General features: G+C 66.1%; 17 protein-coding genes. 7 read left to right on the top strand and 10 right to left on the bottom strand.

Going from position 1 to position 16,801, the window contains the following annotated elements:
• Nucleotide 1 precedes the first annotated feature (1 nt).
• From GH737_RS01450 to paaI, 7 genes are all read right to left on the bottom strand, one after another.
• Nucleotides 2-2,059: an alpha-ketoacid dehydrogenase subunit alpha/beta gene (locus GH737_RS01450; RefSeq protein WP_230558563.1), complete on the bottom strand. Its 2,058-nt coding sequence runs from the start codon at nucleotides 2,057-2,059 to the stop codon at nucleotides 2-4.
• Nucleotides 2,060-2,061: 2 nt separating this feature from the next.
• Complete coding sequence (locus tag GH737_RS01455; protein ID WP_155263082.1) at nucleotides 2,062-3,261, bottom strand: amino acid aminotransferase; 1,200 nt, start codon at nucleotides 3,259-3,261, stop codon at nucleotides 2,062-2,064.
• Between the two features lie 18 nt (nucleotides 3,262-3,279).
• Nucleotides 3,280-4,353, bottom strand: coding sequence for a 2Fe-2S iron-sulfur cluster-binding protein (locus GH737_RS01460; protein WP_155263083.1), 1,074 nt, complete (start codon nucleotides 4,351-4,353; stop codon nucleotides 3,280-3,282).
• A 15-nt stretch (nucleotides 4,354-4,368) separates the two neighbouring features.
• Nucleotides 4,369-5,112, bottom strand: coding sequence for a 1,2-phenylacetyl-CoA epoxidase subunit PaaC (paaC, locus tag GH737_RS01465; protein ID WP_155263084.1), 744 nt, complete (start codon nucleotides 5,110-5,112; stop codon nucleotides 4,369-4,371).
• Entirely contained in the window at nucleotides 5,112-5,396 is a 285-nt protein-coding gene (gene paaB / locus GH737_RS01470; protein ID WP_155263085.1) for a 1,2-phenylacetyl-CoA epoxidase subunit PaaB, read from the bottom strand. The genes paaC and paaB overlap by 1 nt, the downstream gene beginning before the upstream one ends.
• 103 nt (nucleotides 5,397-5,499) lie before the next feature.
• Nucleotides 5,500-6,480: a 1,2-phenylacetyl-CoA epoxidase subunit PaaA gene (gene paaA, locus GH737_RS01475; RefSeq protein WP_155263086.1), complete on the bottom strand. Its 981-nt coding sequence runs from the start codon at nucleotides 6,478-6,480 to the stop codon at nucleotides 5,500-5,502.
• A 31-nt stretch (nucleotides 6,481-6,511) separates the two neighbouring features.
• Complete coding sequence (gene paaI, locus GH737_RS01480) at nucleotides 6,512-6,937, bottom strand: hydroxyphenylacetyl-CoA thioesterase PaaI (RefSeq protein ID WP_155263087.1); 426 nt, start codon at nucleotides 6,935-6,937, stop codon at nucleotides 6,512-6,514.
• A 164-nt stretch (nucleotides 6,938-7,101) separates the two neighbouring features.
• Between paaI and GH737_RS01485 the strand changes: the two genes are divergently transcribed.
• From GH737_RS01485 to GH737_RS01510, 6 genes are all read left to right on the top strand, one after another.
• Complete coding sequence (locus tag GH737_RS01485) at nucleotides 7,102-9,579, top strand: putative bifunctional diguanylate cyclase/phosphodiesterase (RefSeq protein ID WP_155263088.1); 2,478 nt, start codon at nucleotides 7,102-7,104, stop codon at nucleotides 9,577-9,579.
• 51 nt (nucleotides 9,580-9,630) lie between these two features.
• On the top strand, nucleotides 9,631-10,407 hold the full coding sequence (gene paaG, locus GH737_RS01490) for a 2-(1,2-epoxy-1,2-dihydrophenyl)acetyl-CoA isomerase PaaG (protein ID WP_155263089.1): 777 nt from the start codon (nucleotides 9,631-9,633) through the stop codon (nucleotides 10,405-10,407).
• Nucleotides 10,404-11,024 carry a sulfotransferase family 2 domain-containing protein gene (locus tag GH737_RS01495; protein WP_155263090.1) on the top strand — a complete coding sequence of 207 codons (621 nt, stop codon included), beginning with the start codon at nucleotides 10,404-10,406 and terminating at the stop codon, nucleotides 11,022-11,024. The genes paaG and GH737_RS01495 overlap by 4 nt, the downstream gene beginning before the upstream one ends.
• Nucleotides 11,025-11,029: 5 nt before the next feature.
• On the top strand, nucleotides 11,030-11,632 hold the full coding sequence (locus tag GH737_RS01500) for an aspartyl/asparaginyl beta-hydroxylase domain-containing protein (RefSeq protein ID WP_155263091.1): 603 nt from the start codon (nucleotides 11,030-11,032) through the stop codon (nucleotides 11,630-11,632).
• 75 nt (nucleotides 11,633-11,707) lie between these two features.
• Nucleotides 11,708-12,259: an MAPEG family protein gene (locus GH737_RS01505; RefSeq protein WP_155263092.1), complete on the top strand. Its 552-nt coding sequence runs from the start codon at nucleotides 11,708-11,710 to the stop codon at nucleotides 12,257-12,259.
• A 69-nt stretch (nucleotides 12,260-12,328) separates the two neighbouring features.
• Nucleotides 12,329-12,484, top strand: a complete 156-nt coding sequence (locus GH737_RS01510) for a DUF3309 family protein (RefSeq protein ID WP_155263093.1) — start codon at nucleotides 12,329-12,331, stop codon at nucleotides 12,482-12,484.
• A 3-nt stretch (nucleotides 12,485-12,487) separates the two neighbouring features.
• Here the strand turns inward: GH737_RS01510 and GH737_RS01515 are convergent, their stop codons facing one another.
• Genes GH737_RS01515 through GH737_RS01525 form a run of 3 tightly spaced genes read right to left on the bottom strand, consistent with a single transcriptional unit; the run spans nucleotide 12,488 to nucleotide 15,688 of the window.
• Nucleotides 12,488-13,507, bottom strand: coding sequence for a phosphotransferase family protein (locus tag GH737_RS01515; protein ID WP_155263094.1), 1,020 nt, complete (start codon nucleotides 13,505-13,507; stop codon nucleotides 12,488-12,490).
• Entirely contained in the window at nucleotides 13,504-14,739 is a 1,236-nt protein-coding gene (locus GH737_RS01520) for an acyl-CoA dehydrogenase family protein (protein ID WP_155263095.1), read from the bottom strand. The genes GH737_RS01515 and GH737_RS01520 overlap by 4 nt, the downstream gene beginning before the upstream one ends.
• Before the next feature lie 4 nt (nucleotides 14,740-14,743).
• Complete coding sequence (locus GH737_RS01525) at nucleotides 14,744-15,688, bottom strand: threonine ammonia-lyase (protein WP_155263096.1); 945 nt, start codon at nucleotides 15,686-15,688, stop codon at nucleotides 14,744-14,746.
• A gap of 45 nt (nucleotides 15,689-15,733) precedes the next feature.
• Here GH737_RS01525 and GH737_RS01530 point away from each other — a divergent pair.
• A partial coding sequence (locus GH737_RS01530) for an aldehyde dehydrogenase family protein (RefSeq protein ID WP_155263097.1) occupies nucleotides 15,734-16,801 on the top strand: 1,068 nt, incomplete at its 3' end.

A 16,801-nucleotide genomic window follows, 5' to 3' on the forward strand; every position in this document is an offset into this window, starting at 1 on the left:
TTTAGAACCCGACCAGCCGGTCGATCTCGGCGCGAATGCTCGCCGGCGACGGCAGCACGGCCTCCATCAGCCTGGGATGATGCGGACTGGGGATATCGGGCATCGTCACCCGCGCTACCGGCGCGTCGAGGTCGAGGAAGGCCTCGTCGGCAACAACGGCGGCGATCTCCGCGCCGAACCCGCCGGTGCGCAGATCCTCGTGCACGATCAGGCAGCGCCGCGTGCGACGGACGCTTTGGAGCACCATGTCCTTATCCCAAGGCTGCAGCGTGCGGAGATCGATGACGTCGACGCTGTAGCCCTCCGCCGCCGCTTCGCAGCGCGGGACCATCGCGCCCCAGGTCACGATCGTGATCGTGTCGCCTTCGCGCGTTTTCTTCGCGCGGCCGAACGGCAGCACATATTCGTCCCCCGGCCACGGCCGCCGCGCCCACGCATCGTCGAGCATTGCGCGATGCTCGAAGAACAACACCGGGTCATTGCCGCGAAGGCTGCCGCGCAGCAGCCCGACCGCGTCCTCGGCGTTGCTCGGCACGGCAACCTTCCAGCCCGGGTTGTGCACGAACTCGACCTCGTTGGTCATCGAGTGCCACGGGTCGCCGCACTTGAAGAAGCCGCCGGGCACGCGCAGCACCATCGGCGCGGCGAAGCGGTTGTGCGTTCGCCAGCGCATCGTCCCGGCATCGTGGATCTGCTCGGTCGCGGGTTCTGCATATTTGCGGAACTGGATTTCTGGCACGGGCATGAGGCCGGCCAGTGCCATGCCGACGGCGCGGCCGACGATGCCTTCCTCGTTGAGCGAAGTGTCGAACACGCGCTCGCGGCCGAATTTCTCCTGCAGGCCGAGCGTCACGGCGTGAACCCCGCCCTTTGGGCCGACGTCCTCGCCGAACGCCAGCACGCGCGAGTTCGCCTCCAGCTCCTGCTCGAGCACGCGGCGGATGGCCGTCACCATGTTGATGCGTTGGCCGGACGGCGCAGGGTCCTCGGTCGACGGCGGCGGCGTGTAGCCGCTGCCCCACAAGCCGCCAACCTGCTGCAATTCGCCTTCGAAGAAGACGTTGCTCGTGACCTCGTCGGCCGACGACACGCCGCGCGCTTCCGCCTCGGCGACCGCGGCCTGGACCTGCCAGGCGGTCTCGCGCTCCAGGTCGGCCCATTGCCCATCGCCGAGCTTGAGCCGTGCGACATGTTTCTTGAGCTTGGGCAGGGGATCGCGCGCCCATTCCGCCTCGATCTCGGCTTCCGTCTTGTAGGCCTGCGTGTCCTGCGCACTGTGGCCCTCAAGCCGCGGCACTGTGAGGCGCAGCAGGACGGGCGCCTGATGCTCTCGGACGTGGCCCACGGCGCGGTCGATCATTGTCGCCGCTTCGGCAGGATCGGTGCCGTCGCCGTTCAAGATGGTCAGCCCACCGAAGCTCGCGAGGTTCGCGGCGATATCCTTGCCCGGCGTCTGATATTCGGACGGGACCGAGATTCCGTAGCCATTGTCCTCGACGTACATGACCAGCGGGAGCTGCTGTGTCGTGGCGATGGTCAGCGCCGACCAGAAGCCGCCGGTGGCGCAGCTCGCGTCTCCGCCGAGCACCACCGCGATCGCGTCGAGCGGCCCTTCCTTGAGCACGTGCTGCCTGTAGGCAATCGCCTGCGCCCATCCCGCCGCGGGCGTGTACTGCGCCCCGACCCCGCCGCACATCGGCAGCGCATGGGCGCCGCCGGGGTTCGGGTAATTGAAGACCACGCCGATATCGCGGCCATTTGAATAACCGCCGGCGAGGCCCATGCCGGAACCGAGCGCGTCGGCGAGCGGGACCCCCAGCGCGAGAAGCAGTGGCCGCGAACGATAATAGCCGAACACGCCGTCGCCGTCCTTGAGCCGCAACCCGAGCAGCACCTGCGCCAGGTCGTGGCCCCGCGCGCTGAACTGATAGAGGACCTTCCTGGCCGGAACGAGTTCCTCTTCCTCGATCCGGTCCATTTCGCGGCTGGTGAGGACCAGCCGCGCGACCTCACGCCAGTCCACGTCGACGGATACCTTGCCCGGATCGCGCTCGGCCACGGTCAGGCGTCCATCGCCTCGACCACGGCGGCGATAAATCGGTCGATCTGTCCGTCGCCCATGCCGACGATGTTGAACCGACCCGATTCCGCCATGTAGATCGCGTGGTCCTCGCGCAGCTTGAGCACCTGCTCCTTGCTCAGCGGGAGCATCGAGAACATGCCGTACTGCCGGCCGATGAAGGCGAGACGCGGGTCGGCGGCGGCGATCCGCTGACGCACCGCGTTGATCCGGTCGCGCATCGCGGCGAGCTCGCCCAGCCAGCGTTGCTTGAGCTCGGGATCGTCGAGGACGATGCGCACCGCGGCGGCGCCGTGATCGGGCGGCATCGACCACATCTCGCGCGCGATCTGAAAAACGTGTGCCATCGCATTCGCGCTCGCCTCGCGCGACGCGCTCTTGATCCACAGCGAACCCACGCGGTCGCGATAGACGCTGAAATTCTTGTCGCAGCTCTGCGCGATGACGACCTCGTCGCAGGTGTCGAGCATGAGCCGCACGCCGAACGCGTCCTCGTCGAGCCCGCGGCCGAAACCCTGGTAGGCAATGTCGATGAACGGGACGAGCCCGCGATCGACGACGACTTTTGCGACCTCACGCCACTGGTCCTCGTCGAGGTCCGCGCCCGTCGGATTGTGGCAACAGCCGTGGAGCAAGGCGATGTCGCCAGGCTCGCCCGACCGGAACGCCTCGATCATGTCCTCGAACCGGATCGCGCCCTGCCCGCGCTCGTAATAAGGGTAATCGACGATGCCGAGGCCGACCGCGCGGATGATCGGCGGGTGATTGGGCCAGGTCGGCCCGCCGATGAAGACTCGCGCCTGCGGGTTGGCCCGCGCCAGCAGATCGAACCCGAGCCTTAGCGCGCCGCAGCCGCCCGGGGTCTGCAAGCCAACGATGCGCTCGTCGTCGGCATAGTCGCCGAGCAGGATCGGGCGGAGGAGCTCAGTGTACCGCTTGTCGCCGGCACTTCCGAGGTAAGACTTGGTCACCTGAGTGTCGTGGAGCCGCTGCTCCGCTTCTTTGATGACCTTGAGGATCGGCGTGTTGCCCGCGCCGTCCCGGAAGACTCCGACGCCCACGTCGATTTTGTCGGGCCGCGGATCGGCGTGGACTATCGCGATCAGCGCAATCAGCGTGTCGCTCTGGGCGGGCGGAAGGTCGGCGAGGCCGCGGGCCTTTTCTTCGGTGCGCGTCAGCATGATTGGCGATTAGCGCGACTAGGCGTCGTAATCCACAGCAACGCCGTCGCCGAGCGGCACCGACTGGCAAGTGAGCACGTAACCGGCGGCGACCTCTTCGTCGGTCAGACCGTAACGCGCCGCCATCTCAACCTTGCCCTCGGTGACTTTCGCACGGCAGGTCGCGCAAACCCCCGCTTTGCAGGCAAAGGGAGCCGGAAGTCCGGCGGCGCGTGCGCTGTCCAGGATGTTGCCGGCGGTGAACGGCACGCGGCGCGTGCGGCCGTCGAGCGTGACGGCGACACTGAGCCCTTCCGCCTCCGTCTGCAGCTTCGCGATTTCATTTGAGACGGCGCCCGGGGGGCTGTCGGCGGTGAAGCGCTCGATGCGGATACGCTCCTTTGGGACGTTGCGGTCGAGCAGCGCGCCCTCGGCCGCGTCCATCATCGGACCGGGGCCGCAGATGAACCAGCCGTCGACCTGCGCAGCGTCGGGCACGAGCGCCGGAATCGCCTCCTCGAGCCGCTGCCGTGTCAGCATGCCGTTGAACAGCTCGATATCCTGCTCCTCGGCATCGAGGAAATGATAGATTTCGAAGCGTGCCAGGTGCTTGTCCTTGAGGCCGGCAAGCGCTTCGAGGAAGATCACGGAGCTGCTGTCGCGGTTGCCGTAGAGCAAGGTGAAGCGGCTGCTTGGCTCGTATTTGAGCGTGCTCTTGATCAGCGACAGGACCGGCGTGATGCCCGACCCGCCGGCGATCCCGACAAGATGCCGCGACCTTGCCGGGTGAAACTCGGTGGTGAAGCTGCCGTGCGGCGGCATGACGTCGAGCGTGTCGCCGGGCTGGAGCCGGTCGCCGACCCAGTTCGAGAACAGCCCGCGCGCGATGCGCTTGACGGTCACCATCCAGTCCTGCTCGTCGGGCGCGGTGCACAGCGAATAGTTGCGGCGCACTTCCTCGCCGTCGATCGTGGCGCGGAGCGTCAGGTGCTGCCCGGCCTTGAACGCAAAACGCTCGCGAAGCTCGGGCGGAACGTCGAAACGGATGGAATTGGCTTCGCTGGTCTCGGCAACGATCTCGGCGACGCGGAGCGCGTGGAAATGCTCGGCCATGGGCGCCGCGTTAACCTACCACTTCGCGTCGGGATAGGTGCGCGGAAGGAACTGCATCACCGCGAGAAGGTGCCCGAGATGCTCGCTGTGGTGCCCGCGCCGGCCGCCGAGGATCGGACGCTGGTCGGCGGGAGGCTCGAGCCGGGCTTCGGCAAGAACGGAAGCGATCGCAGCGCGATATTCCTCCTCAAATTCGCGCGGGTCAGGGGCGATTCCGCTGTCTATTGCCGCCTGCATCGCGTCGTCGACTTCGAACAGCTCGGGAATGAGGCGCCAGTTCCACGCGAGGCCCTCGGCCATGCGCCGCGCGCTTTCCTCGGTGCCATCGCCCAGGCGGATAGTCCATTCCGATGCCAGGTCGCGGTGATATGCGACCTCCTTCACCGCCTTGTGCGCGAACTCACTGAGAAATTTGTCGCTGGACTGCTGGAGCCGCTGAAGGAGCATATGCTGCCAGGTCGTGTAGAGCAGGTGCCGCGCAATCGTCTGGGCGAAATCGCCGTTCGGCTGCTCGACCAGGAGGCAGTTGCGGAAATCGAGAACGTCGCGGTGAAAAGCGAGTTGGTCGCCGTCGCCTGCCTCATCCAGCAGAAGCGTGGCCTGCCCGATGAGATCGAGCGCGAGGTTTGCAAGGCTGATGTCGACCTCAAGCACCGGCCCGTGCCCGCACCATTCGCTGACCCGCTGCCCTAGCACGAGCGCGTCGTCGCCCAGGCGCAGGAGATAATCCTCGCGCGGATCAACAGCGATGGTCGCCATCAGATGTGCTTCACCTCGTCGGGGATGTCGTAGAAGGTCGGGTGGCGGTAGATCTTGCTTTCCGCCGGCTCGAACAGCTCTCCGGCCTGGTCGGGATCGCTGGCGACGATCTCGGCCGACGGCACGACCCACAGGCTCACTCCTTCAAGCCGCCGCGTGTAGGTGTCGCGTGCATGCGCAAGCGCGAGCTCCGCGTCAGGAGCATGAACGCTGCCAACGTGGCGATGCGCAAGGCCGCCTTTGCTGCGTACGAAGACTTCCCAGAGCGGCCAGTCACTGGACATCAACCCGTCACCCCGGACTTGACCCGGGGCCCACCTGTTCTTTCCACCATCGCAAGAAGGAAGGTGGATCCCGGCTCAAGGCCGGTATGACGAAAAGAGGCTATCACGCCGCCTTCCTTTGCTTCCGCTTCGCCTCGTGCGCATCCGCCGCCTCGCGCACCCAGGCGCCGTCGTCCCAAGCCTCGCGCCGAGCCTTCATCCGCTCCTTCGCAACCGGGCCTTCGCCGCGCACCACCGCGTAGAATTCCTCCCAGTCGATCTCGCCGAAATCATAACCGCCCTTCTCCTCATTCCACGCGAGGTCCGGGTCGGGAACCGTGAGTCCGAGGAATTCCGCCTGCGGAACCGTGACGTCGACGAATTTCTGCCTGAGCTCGTCATTGGTGTCGCGCTTGATCCGCCAGCGCATCGACTGCGCCGTGTTGGGCGAATTCTCGTCCGGCGGGCCGAACATCATCAGGCTCGGCCACCACCAGCGGTCGAGCGCGTCCTGCGCCATCCTTTTCTGCTCGGGCGTGCCGTTCGCCATGGCGATCATGATCTCGTAGCCCTGGCGCTGATGGAAGCTCTCTTCCTTGCAGATTCGGACCATCGCCCGGGCGTAGGGCCCATATGATGTCCGCTGCAGCGGCACCTGGTTCATGATGGCCGCGCCGTCGACCAGCCAACCGATCGCGCCGATGTCCGCCCAGGTCAGCGTCGGATAGTTGAAGATGGTGCTGTACTTGGCTTTCCCCGAGTGTAGCGCCTCGACCATCTGCTCGCGGCTCGTGCCGAGCGTCTCGGCGGCGCAATAGAGGTAGAGCCCGTGCCCGGCCTCATCCTGGACCTTGGCGAGCAGGATCGCCTTGCGGCGGAGCGACGGCGCGCGCGTGATCCAGTTGCCCTCCGGGAGCATGCCGACGATCTCGCTATGCGCATGCTGGCTGATCTGCCGGGTCAGCGTCCGCCGATACGCTTCGGGCATCCAGTCCTTGGGCTCGATGAACTCGTCGGCCGCCACCCGCGCCTCGAACGCGTCGAGCAGCTGCGGGTCCTCGAGATTCTCGATCTTGCCGGTCTTCTGAAGCTCGGTCGTGTACATGGCCTCGATGTAGTCGGTGCCTGCCTAACGTTCAAATCTCGACGACCGCTCCGCCGAGCGTGCGCGAATAGCCGGTGAACTCGGCGACGGTCCTGCCGTCGTCCGCCCGAACGGTGACCCGCGTCACCCCTGCGCGGCCTTCGCGCGCGACTTCCTTCGCCTCGGCGACCAAGGTCTCGCCCTCGCGCACCTTGTCGAGGAAGACGATCGACGCCTGGGCGGCCATGCTGGCGTGGTTGGCGCCGTTGCAGACGTAAGCAAAGGCGCTGTCGGCGAGCGCGAAGATCATCCCGCCGTGCGCGAAGCCGTGGCCGTTGAGCATGTCGGCGCGCACTGGCATCGACACGCGGGCATAATCCTCGCGCACTTCCTCGATCGTCAGGCCCCACGAAGGCCCCGTCCCCTCGGCAGCCAGCATGCTCCGGGCGATCTTCTCGGCAAGCTCATCGGCATCCATGGCGGCGGGAGTAGCAAAATCAGGCGCTGCAGTCGCCGCCGGAAAGCGGCGATTAGAGCGCCGATTCGGAGCGGCGGTAACCGAGCCTTAAACCCTTCCGTTGAAGAGGGTGCTCCGGGGGAGAAGGGCGTGCTGGAACTCGAGCGAATGAGCAGGTCGCGTTCGTGACGCGCGCTTTTCATCTGCCCTCGCGATTGCTGCGCTGGACCTTTGCGGTCGAGACGATCGTCGCAGCGGCGCTAGCACTGACGGCTGCGGCGGTCTGGCTGCGCGAACCGCTGACCACGCGCGACCTCGATTTCGGGCCCAAATCGCAGGGAGCCGCCTTCTTCGCTTACGATTACGGCGACCAGCCTAGTGGCGGCACGTCGACGGTCGAAACCGATCCCAAAAACCCGCTCGCCCTCCGCTGCACCCTCACTGCTGCGTACCAATGGCCTTATTGCGGACTCGGACTCCTGTTCGACCGGGAACACGAGGGCCGCGGGATCGATCTTTCTCGCTATGGCGAAATTAACGTGCGCTTGTGGTACCGGGGCTCGGCGGGGGTCGTCCGCCTGGTCCTGAAGGACCACGACCCGCGCTATGCGATGCTCGCCGGCGGATCGGACAAGGTCAACCAGGCGACCTATCCGGTGCGCGACGGCGAGCAGACGATCCCGTTGAACCTGGCCGATTTCGCCGTCGCCGAATGGTGGAAAGACGCAACAAGAGCGTCGGGCGAATTGGCCCGGCCGTCGTTCGGAAACGTCGTCGCGATGGAGCTGATCGCGGGCAATGACGGCAAGACGGGCGTGCAGGAATTCCGGGTCGAAAGGATCAGCTTTCGGCGGCAGATCGTCAGCGCCCAAGCCTGGTACGGCGGAATTATCGCATTCTGGCTGTTGCTGATCGCCAGCACCCTTCTGTTCCGCCGCCGCCAATTGCGCGGAATGCGTCGGTCCGCCGAACAAGCGCTGCGGGCCAGCGAGCAGCTCTACCGGGGAATCATGCAGGCATCGACCGATGCGATCGTGCTCCTCGACGACTGCGGCTATGTTAAGCTGGTCAACGACGCCGCGTTCGAGGCGATGGAGCTCGACAGCGCCGACGCCGTGGTCGGCAAGCACTGGACACGGCTGTGGCGCGACGAGTCGGGAGAGCTCGTCGGGGCGGAGCTCGAGAAAGCGGAGCGCAACGGCACCGCGCGGTTCCGCGGCTTCTGCGCGACGTCGAAGGGAACGCCGAAATGGTGGGATGTCGTCGTCGCGGCGATGCGCCACGACGACGGAAGCCTCAAGGGCATGCTGACAATCGCTCGCGACATTACCGGCGAGCGCGAGCGATCCGAGCAGCTCAAATGGGCGAGCGAGCACGACCCGCTCACGCAACTGCCGAACCGCCGCGCATTCCAGTCGCGGCTCCAGGCGGCGGTCCTGCGGGCGATGGCGTCGGGGGGCCAGATCGGGCTTCTGCTGATCGATCTCGACCACTTCAAGCATGTCAACGATTCGCTCGGCCACAGCGCCGGCGACGATCTGCTCAAGAGCATCGGAGAGCGGCTGCGCCGCGGCGTCCGCGAGGGCGACTTCGTCGCGCGCATCGGCGGCGACGAGTTCGCGATCGTCCTCGAAGACCTGCATTCCGAAGACGCGATGCTGCGCGTCGGCGACGAGCTGCAGGTGCTGATCCAGTCGCCGATGCGGATAGCGGCCCGGGCAGTCCGCGCCGGCGCAAGCATCGGCGGCGCGTTATTCCCGAAGCATGCAGCCAGCGCTGACGACCTGTTCAAGAACGCCGACACTGCGCTCTACGCACTGAAGCAGGACGGCCGCGGCGGGACCCGGCTGTTCGACTACTACATGCTCGACGAAGCCGAGCGCAGCGCCTCCCAGCTGCGGCTCGCCCGTAGCGCCGTCACCGATCGGACGGTCGTGCCCGTCTATCAACCGAAGTTCGACATCGTCGATGGCTCGATGTCGGGATTGGAGGCGCTGCTCCGCTGGCGCCATCCGCGCAAGGGCCTGCAGCTTCCCGCGACTCTCGAGGAAGCGTTCGCCGACTATGAGCTCGCGGCAAAGATCGGCGAGCTGATGCAGCGCAAGGTCGCTGGCGACATGCGCTCATGGCTGGATTCAGATCTCGATTTCGGACGGGTCGCCATCAATGCCGCGCCGGCAGAATTCCTGCGCGACGATTATGCGGAGCACCTGCTGGCGATCATGTCGGACTTCGGCATCCCGGCCAACCGGCTCGAGATCGAGATCACCGAACATGCCTTCCTCGGCCGCGCGAACGAATATGTCGCCCGGGCGCTCGGTGTGCTGAAGGAGGCCGGAGTCACGATCGCGCTCGACGATTTCGGCACCGGCGCCTCCTCGCTCTCGCACCTTCGAGACTTCCCCGTCGACGTGGCGAAGATCGACATGTCGTTCGTCCAGCGTATGACCGAGGACGATGAGATCTGCGCGATCGTCACGGCCGTGGTGCGGCTGGCCAGCAGCCTGTCGATCGAAGTCGTCGCAGAAGGCGTAGAGAAGCCCGCCGAGCTCGAGCTTTTGCGCGCGATGGGTTGCCGGTTCGCGCAGGGTCATTTGTTCACGCCCGCAGTCGAAGCGAGCGCAATCGCGCGGATGGTGGCGACCAGGAAGGCGGTCGCCTGATGCGATCCTGACCTTGTTTCGAGAGCGCTTTTGTTCGTAGGGCGGCGCCGAATGGCCTACGAAACCATCCTCTTCGAACCGGGCGCGATCGCCCGGATTACGCTGAACCGGCCCGACCGCCTCAACAGCTTCACCGCGCAGATGCACGAGGAGCTGCAGGATGCGCTCGGCAGCCTCGGCGAGGCGCGGGTCGTGGTGCTGACCGGCGCGGGCCGCGGCTTTTGCGCCGGCCAGGACCTCAACGACCGCGCCGTCGCGCCCGGGGAGCGAGTCGATCTCGGCGATACCGTGCAGGCCTGCTGGAACCCGCTGGTGCGCACTCTCACGTCCATGCCCCAGCCGGTGATCGCGCGGGTGAATGGGGTTGCCGCCGGCGCGGGCGCCAACATCGCGCTCGCTTGCGACATCGTCGTCGCCGCCAAATCCGCGAAGTTCATCCAGAGCTTCTCGGCGATTGGCCTGATCCCCGACAGCGGCGGGACGTGGATCCTGCCGCGACTCGTCGGCCAGGCGCGCGCGCTCGGGCTCGCGCTCACCGGGCAGCCGCTGGCGGCGGATAAAGCGGAGGAATGGGGTCTGATCTGGAAGGCGGTCGAAGATGACGCACTGGACAGCGAAGTCGACGCCATTGCGCAGAAACTTGCCGCGCTGCCGCCGCTCGGCCTGGCCGCGATCAAGGACATGATCCGCACCAGCTGGCAGTACAGCCTCGACGAAGAGCTGGAGAGGCAGGCGGGCGCGATGCGGCGCCTCGGCTTCACCGAGGATTATCGCGAGGGCGTCGCCGCCTTCCTCGAGAAGCGGAAAGCCACCTTCACCGGCCGATGATCATCTCCTCGCTTCACCGCTTCATTTTCGTCGCGATCCCGAAGACTGGCACGCATTCGGTGCGGCAGGCGCTGCGCCGGCACATGGGTCCGAGCGACCTCGAGCAGGTCGGCTTGTTCGTGCAAAGCAAGCTCCCCATTCCCGAACTCGCGCGGCTTCAGCACGGCCACCTCAGCCTCGCCCAGGTGCGGCCGTTCATGAGCGCGGAAAATTTCGCGGGGCTGTTCAAGTTCGCCTTCGTCCGGAATCCATTCGACCGATTCATCTCCTACTGCGCGTTCATGACGCGGGTTCAGGGACAATTTGAGCGCGATCCGAAGAAGGTGATGCGCCACTTCATCGACAATCCGCCATGGCAGCACATCCTGTTCGAGCCGCAGCACAGGTTCGTCACGGACGAGGACGGGACAATGCTGGCCGATAGGATCGGCCGGGTCGAGGCGATGCAGGAATCCTATGACCGGATTGCTGCCCGGATCGGCATTCCGAGCGCGCCGCTGGAGAGGGTCAACAGCTCGAAGCGGCGCGATTACCGGGATTATTACGACGATTTGCTCGTCGAAGGAGTGGCAAGGCTCTATGCTCGCGACCTCGAATTGTTCGGATACGAGTTTTGAACCCAATGCAGGCCAACCCGCGCAAGACGACGAGCATCCGCCGGCTCGGCAATGTCGATATCCGCCGCCTTCGCGAGGCGGTGCTCGGCTTGCCCGAGCCAGTCTGGGACGCGCAGAACGCTGCAAAGCCCAATCGCTTCGGAGCGCTGGATGCCACGCGGCACATCGTCTTCCGCTTCGTCTCCGACTTCAGCGACTGGCGGCAGTCGCGCGACTATCCCCTGTGGCACGATTGGAAAGCGCTGCTCGAGCCCGTGCTTGCCGCCGCAACCTCGGACTATGGCTATGCCCGCGGCGCGTTCCCACGCGTGATGCTGGCGCGAATGGCGCCGGGCGGGATCATTCACCCGCACCGGGACCAGAACCCGGCGGCGAAGTGGCCGCACAAGATTCACGTGCCGATTCAGACGAATGACGACGTCACCTTCTTCGTCGATGGCGCCGGCTACCGCTTCGCCGAGGGCGAAGCGGTCGAAGTCAACAACATGGGACTCCACGCGGTGCAGAACCGCGGCTCGACCGACCGCATCCACCTGATCTTCGAATATTTCGACCTCGAGCAGCCCGAGCCGGAGTGGCTCGCCGCCCTCCAGCCGGGCGCGCGCTGAGCCGACCCAATGGCCGAACGGCAAGGGGATTGGAGGCGGGAGCGGAAGAGTGGATCGGCCGCCATAGCAGGGTCGATGACTGTCAGCCTGCTCCTGTGGTTCGCCCTTTATCGTTTGCTCCCGCCGCTCGAGGGCATGGACGATTTTGGCGCACGCATGCTCGTGGCGCTCAAATGTCTCGCGTTCGCGACGCTTTTCACGCTCGTCGCGGGGGTGGAAGCCGTCGCCCACGAGCGGCTGCAGAGCGCCGCTTTCGACCCGCTCGCCGGTCACGAGACCAGGCGGCTGCGAGTCAACCTGCGCTTCCTCCAGAACACGCTCGAGCAGCTCGTCATTTTTGCCGTCGGGCTATTCGGCCTCGCCGCCTACATGACGAGCGGAGAGGCGATGCGTGCTGTGGTTGCGACCAGCGTTGTTTGGATCCTGAACCGATACGCCTTCTGGATCGGTTATCACCGAAGCGCGGCGATGCGCGGCCTCGGCGCGCCGAGCATGGCGATCGGGCTCATCATGCTGCTGTACGTCGTCGCGCGCATCGGCGAGGATGCCGCGGGTACAGCCGGGACGGCAGTCGCTGTAGGACTGTTTCTGGCGGTCGAAGCCGTGCTTTTCTGGAAAACGCGTTAGACGCAGCGACTGCAACTCACCTGCGCCGCGTTCGTTACGCGTACCGAACAATAACGTCGGAGGCGAGCAATGCTCGGCACCATTCTCATCATCCTGCTGATCCTATTGCTGATCGGGGCGCTGCCGCGCTGGGGCTACAGCAGCGGCTGGGGCTACGGCCCGTCGGGTCTTCTCGGCCTGATCCTGATCGTCATTGTCGTACTGCTGCTGCTCGGCCGAATTTAGACGTTACGCGCCTGCCCGTTCGGCGAAGCGCCACGCCGCCTGCGCGAGCATCGGCACGCGCTTCGCCATTTCAGCCGCCCCGGCGTGCGAAGCGGTGCCGTCGATGACACGCTTCTTGATGCCTTGGACGATGCCCGCGAGCCGGAACAGGTTGTAGGCGAAATACCAGTCGAGCTGCCCGGCGACGGGCACTCCGGAGCGTTCGGAATAGCGCGCGACAATGTCGCCGAGCGTCGGGATGCCGAGCGCAGGGAGGTCGAGTCCGGCAAGACCCGCCCCGCCGTCGGCGGGCATCGCCCACTGCATCGCCAGGTAGGAGAAATCCGCGAGCGGGTCGCCGAGGGTCGCAAGCTCCCAATCGATCACCGCCGTCAGCGTCCCGTCGCCGTCGAACAGTACATTGTCGATTCGGTAATCGCCATGGACGACCGCAGTCCGCGACTGCTCGGGGACCGTTTCCGGCAGGAAAGCGATCAGCCGCTCCATCTCCGGCAGATAGTCGGTCTCGGAATCGCGATACTGCCGCGTCCAGCGCATCACCTGCCGCTCGAAATAATTACCGGGCTTGCCGAAATCGCCGAGGCCGGCCCGTTCCGCATCGATGGCGTGGAGGTCGGAGAGCGTGTCGATCAGCTGGTCGTACATGCGGCGGCGGGTCGCCGGATCGAAGTCCGGCAAGGCGCCGTCGGCATAACAGCGGCCCTTCGCCAGTTCCATCACGTAGAAGATCGCGCCGATGACCTCCGCGTCACCGCACAGCGCAAGCGGCTCCGGTACTGGAAAGTCGAGGGGGTACAGCGCCGCAATCAGCCGAAATTCGCGATCGACCGCATGCGCGCTCGGCAGCAGCGGCCCGAACGGCTTGCGGCGGAGCACATATTCGCCCGATGCCGCAGTGACGCGGTACGTCGGGTTGGACTGGCCCGAGGGGAATTTGCGGAGCTCGAACGGACCGCCGAAACCTTCGACATTGGCCTCGAGCCAGTGCCCGAGCCGTTCCTGATCGATCGAGTCGCCGCTCACTTGTGCTTCTTCAGCTCCAACCGGGCGATGGCGCGGCGATGCACCTCATCCGGCCCGTCGGCGAGTCTCAGCGTACGGATCGAGGCATAAGCCCGCGCCAGCCCGAAATCGTCCGACACCCCGGCTCCACCGAACGCCTGGATCGCATCGTCGATCACCTTGAGCGCCATGAGGGGCGCGGCTACCTTGATCATTGCGATCTCGCCCTTCGCCGCCTTGTTGCCGGCGCAATCCATCATATCCGCGGCCTTGAGGCACAGCAGGCGGGTCATCTCGATGTTGATGCGGGCATCCGCAATCCGCTCTTCCCATACGCCCTGCTCGGCGAGCGTTTTACCGAAAGCGGTACGCGACATCAGCCGCTTGACCATCGCGTCGAGCGCCTCCTCGGCGGCGCCGATGGTGCGCATGCAATGGTGGATGCGGCCGGGCCCGAGCCGCCCTTGCGCGATCTCGAAGCCCCTGCCTTCGCCGAGCAGCATGTACGAGGCGGGCACGCGCACGTTCTCGAGCAGGATTTCCATGTGGCCGTGCGGCGCGTCGTCGTACCCGAACACGGGGAGGTGGCGCTCCACGGCGATTCCGGCCGCATCCATCGGCACCAGGATCATCGACTGCTGCTTGTGGATTTCCGCGGCGGGATCGGTCTTCCCCATCAGGATCGCGATCTTGCAACGCGGATCGCCGGCGCCGCTAGACCACCACTTGCGCCCGTTGATGACATAGTCGTCGCTGTCGCGTTCGAGGGTGCAGCGGATGTTGGTGGCGTCGGACGAGGCGACGTCGGGCTCGGTCATCAGGAAGGCCGAGCGGATTTCGCCCTCCATCAGCGGCCCCAGCCACGCTTCCTTCTGCTCGCGCGTCCCGTAGCGGTGGAGCACCTCCATGTTGCCGGTGTCGGGCGCCGAGCAATTGAACACCTCCGACGCCCAACCGATGCGTCCCATCTCCTCGGCGCAGAAGGCATATTGGAGGTTGGTGAGCCCGGGGCCGTCGAACTCGAAGCTGTCGTCGACCTGCGCGCCGCCGTGCGAGGGCGGCATGAACAGGTTCCACAGCCCCTCGACGCGCGCCTCGGCCTTCAGCTCCTCGACGACGGGTAGCACCTTCCAGCGCTCCCCCTGGCGCTGCTGCGCGTCATAGTAGCGGACGCGCGGACGGACCTGCTCGTCAATGAAAGTGCGGACGCGGTCGCGCCATTCGGTCTCGTTCGGGCCAATGGTGAAGTCCATCGGCCTAGCTAACGACCAACTCGGCGAATTTCGACAGGTCGATGTTGCCGCCCGAAACCACGCACACGATCGGCCCCTCGCCTGCCTCGCCGGTGAGCGCGGCGGCGAGCGCGAGCGCGCCCGCGCCTTCCGCGATCGTCCGCGACTTCTCGGCGATGAGCCGCATCGCATCGCGCACCTCGTCGAGCGTGACGGTGATCGTGCCGTCCGTCACCGGCCGCATTCGCTGCCACATGCGCTCGGTGACGCTCTTGCCGCCGGCGCCGTCGACGAACGACGCCTGCCAGTCGGGGAACCATCGCGGACTGCCCTGCTCCAGTGAATACGCATATGGTGCGGCGGTTTCCGGCTCGGCGCCGATCACCTTCACGTCGGGATTGCGGGCCTTGAGCGCGCTTCCGACGCCAGTGATCAGTCCGCCGCCGCCGATCGCCGCGATGACTGTGCGCACTTCGGGCAAGTCTTCGAGGATTTCGAGCCCCATCGTGCCGTGGCCGGCGATGAAATCATGATTGTCGAACGGGTGGACGAACGTGCCCTCGAGCCCTTCGAAACTGTGCGACTCCGCGGCTTTCCAGGCATCCTGATAGGAGACCGGGACGATGGTGGCGCCCAGCGCGCGCATCCGGTCGAGCTTGGTCTGCGGCGCAGTTTCGATCGCGACGACGGTTGCCGGTATGCCGAACTGCCGCGCCGCGTAGGCGACGCCCTGCCCGGCATTGCCGGCGCTGATCGTCCACACGCCCTTCGCCCGCTCCGCGTCGGACAGGCAGGCGACGGCATTGGTCGCGCCGCGAATCTTGTAGGCATTGGTCGGCTGCAGGTTTTCGAGCTTGAGCCAGATGCGCTCGTCGAACCGAACTAGCGGAGTCCGCAGCACCGTGGCGGCGATGCGCTGGCGCGCTTGTTCGACGTCCTCGATGGCAATCGGCCGCACCGGTTCGATCATGCTCGCCCTCTCCTGCTTGGCCCGAACTTCCTCTAAGGGGCGCACATGAAGACTCTCAAGCTCCTTAATTACGAACGCGACCGCTGGATCGCCGGTGACAATGCGGTCGAGATCGCCAGCGCGATCGACGGGACGCCGGTGGCGACCACCGGTTCGGGCGGAATCGACTTCGCCGCCATGCTGCGCCACGCCCGAGAGACCGGCGGGCCGGCGCTGCGCAAGCTGACGTTCCACCAGCGCGCGCGGATGCTGAAAGCGCTCGGCCTCGCGGTCATGGCGCGCAAGGAAGAGCTGTACGAGCTCAACTACCAGACCGGCGCGACCCGCAAGGACGGTTGGATCGACATCGAGGGCGGCGCCGGCACCCTCTTCTCCTTCTCGTCCAAGGGCCGGCGCGAAATGCCTGACGCGCACGTGCTGCTCGACGGACAGCTCGAAGGACTGTCGAAGAACGGCACCTTCGTCGGCCAGCACATCTACACCCCGCTCCACGGCGCGGCGGTGCACATCAACGCCTTCAATTTCCCCGTTTGGGGAATGCTCGAGAAGCTGGCGCCTACGCTGCTCGCCGGCGTACCGGCGATCGTGAAGCCCGCGTCGGCAACCGCCTACCTAGCCGAAGCCGCGTTCCGGGTGATGATCGAGGCGGACATCCTGCCTCCCGGCGCCATCCAGCTCATCGTCGGCGGCGTCGGCGACCTGTTCGACCATTTCACCGGCCAGGACATGGTCGGCTTCACCGGCTCGGCCTCGACCGCGCTCAAGCTCAAGTCGCACCCGGCCGTGCTGCGCGAATCGGTCCGTTTCGTCGCCGAGCAGGACAGCCTCAACGCCTCGCTGCTCGGACCCGACGCGGTGCCCGGCACGCCCGAGTTCGACCTGTTCGTCAGGGAAGTCGTGACCGAGATGACCGTCAAGGCAGGGCAGAAATGTACCGCGATCCGCCGCGCGATGGCGCCTGCCGAACATCTTGATGCGGTGGAGCGAGCGCTGGCGGAGCGGCTCGCGAAAACGAAGGTCGGCGACCCGCGCGCCGAGGGCACGCGGATGGGCGCGCTCGTCAGCCTCAGCCAGCGCGAAGACGTGCGCGCGCGGATCCGCGAGCTCGAGGCG

Origin of the sequence: Sphingomonas segetis (assembly GCF_009720245.1) — a bacterium.
Classification (GTDB): domain Bacteria; phylum Pseudomonadota; class Alphaproteobacteria; order Sphingomonadales; family Sphingomonadaceae; genus Sphingomicrobium; species Sphingomicrobium segetis.

What these genes read in the sequence shown, in the direction of transcription:
- GH737_RS01495 (WP_155263090.1), top strand. Translation starts at nt 10,404, where the DNA reads ATGATCATCTCCTCGCTTCACCGCTTCATTTTCGTCGCGATCCCGAAG.
- GH737_RS01455 (WP_155263082.1), bottom strand. Translation starts at nt 3,261, where the DNA reads ATGCTGACGCGCACCGAAGAAAAGGCCCGCGGCCTCGCCGACCTTCCG.
- GH737_RS01505 (WP_155263092.1), top strand. Translation starts at nt 11,708, where the DNA reads ATGACTGTCAGCCTGCTCCTGTGGTTCGCCCTTTATCGTTTGCTCCCG.
- GH737_RS01460 (WP_155263083.1), bottom strand. Translation starts at nt 4,353, where the DNA reads ATGGCCGAGCATTTCCACGCGCTCCGCGTCGCCGAGATCGTTGCCGAG.
- GH737_RS01520 (WP_155263095.1), bottom strand. Translation starts at nt 14,739, where the DNA reads ATGGACTTCACCATTGGCCCGAACGAGACCGAATGGCGCGACCGCGTC.
- paaB (WP_155263085.1), bottom strand. Translation starts at nt 5,396, where the DNA reads ATGTCCAGTGACTGGCCGCTCTGGGAAGTCTTCGTACGCAGCAAAGGC.
- paaI (WP_155263087.1), bottom strand. Translation starts at nt 6,937, where the DNA reads ATGGATGCCGATGAGCTTGCCGAGAAGATCGCCCGGAGCATGCTGGCT.
- paaC (WP_155263084.1), bottom strand. Translation starts at nt 5,112, where the DNA reads ATGGCGACCATCGCTGTTGATCCGCGCGAGGATTATCTCCTGCGCCTG.
- paaA (WP_155263086.1), bottom strand. Translation starts at nt 6,480, where the DNA reads ATGTACACGACCGAGCTTCAGAAGACCGGCAAGATCGAGAATCTCGAG.
- paaG (WP_155263089.1), top strand. Translation starts at nt 9,631, where the DNA reads ATGGCCTACGAAACCATCCTCTTCGAACCGGGCGCGATCGCCCGGATT.
- GH737_RS01500 (WP_155263091.1), top strand. Translation starts at nt 11,030, where the DNA reads ATGCAGGCCAACCCGCGCAAGACGACGAGCATCCGCCGGCTCGGCAAT.
- GH737_RS01525 (WP_155263096.1), bottom strand. Translation starts at nt 15,688, where the DNA reads ATGATCGAACCGGTGCGGCCGATTGCCATCGAGGACGTCGAACAAGCG.
- GH737_RS01510 (WP_155263093.1), top strand. Translation starts at nt 12,329, where the DNA reads ATGCTCGGCACCATTCTCATCATCCTGCTGATCCTATTGCTGATCGGG.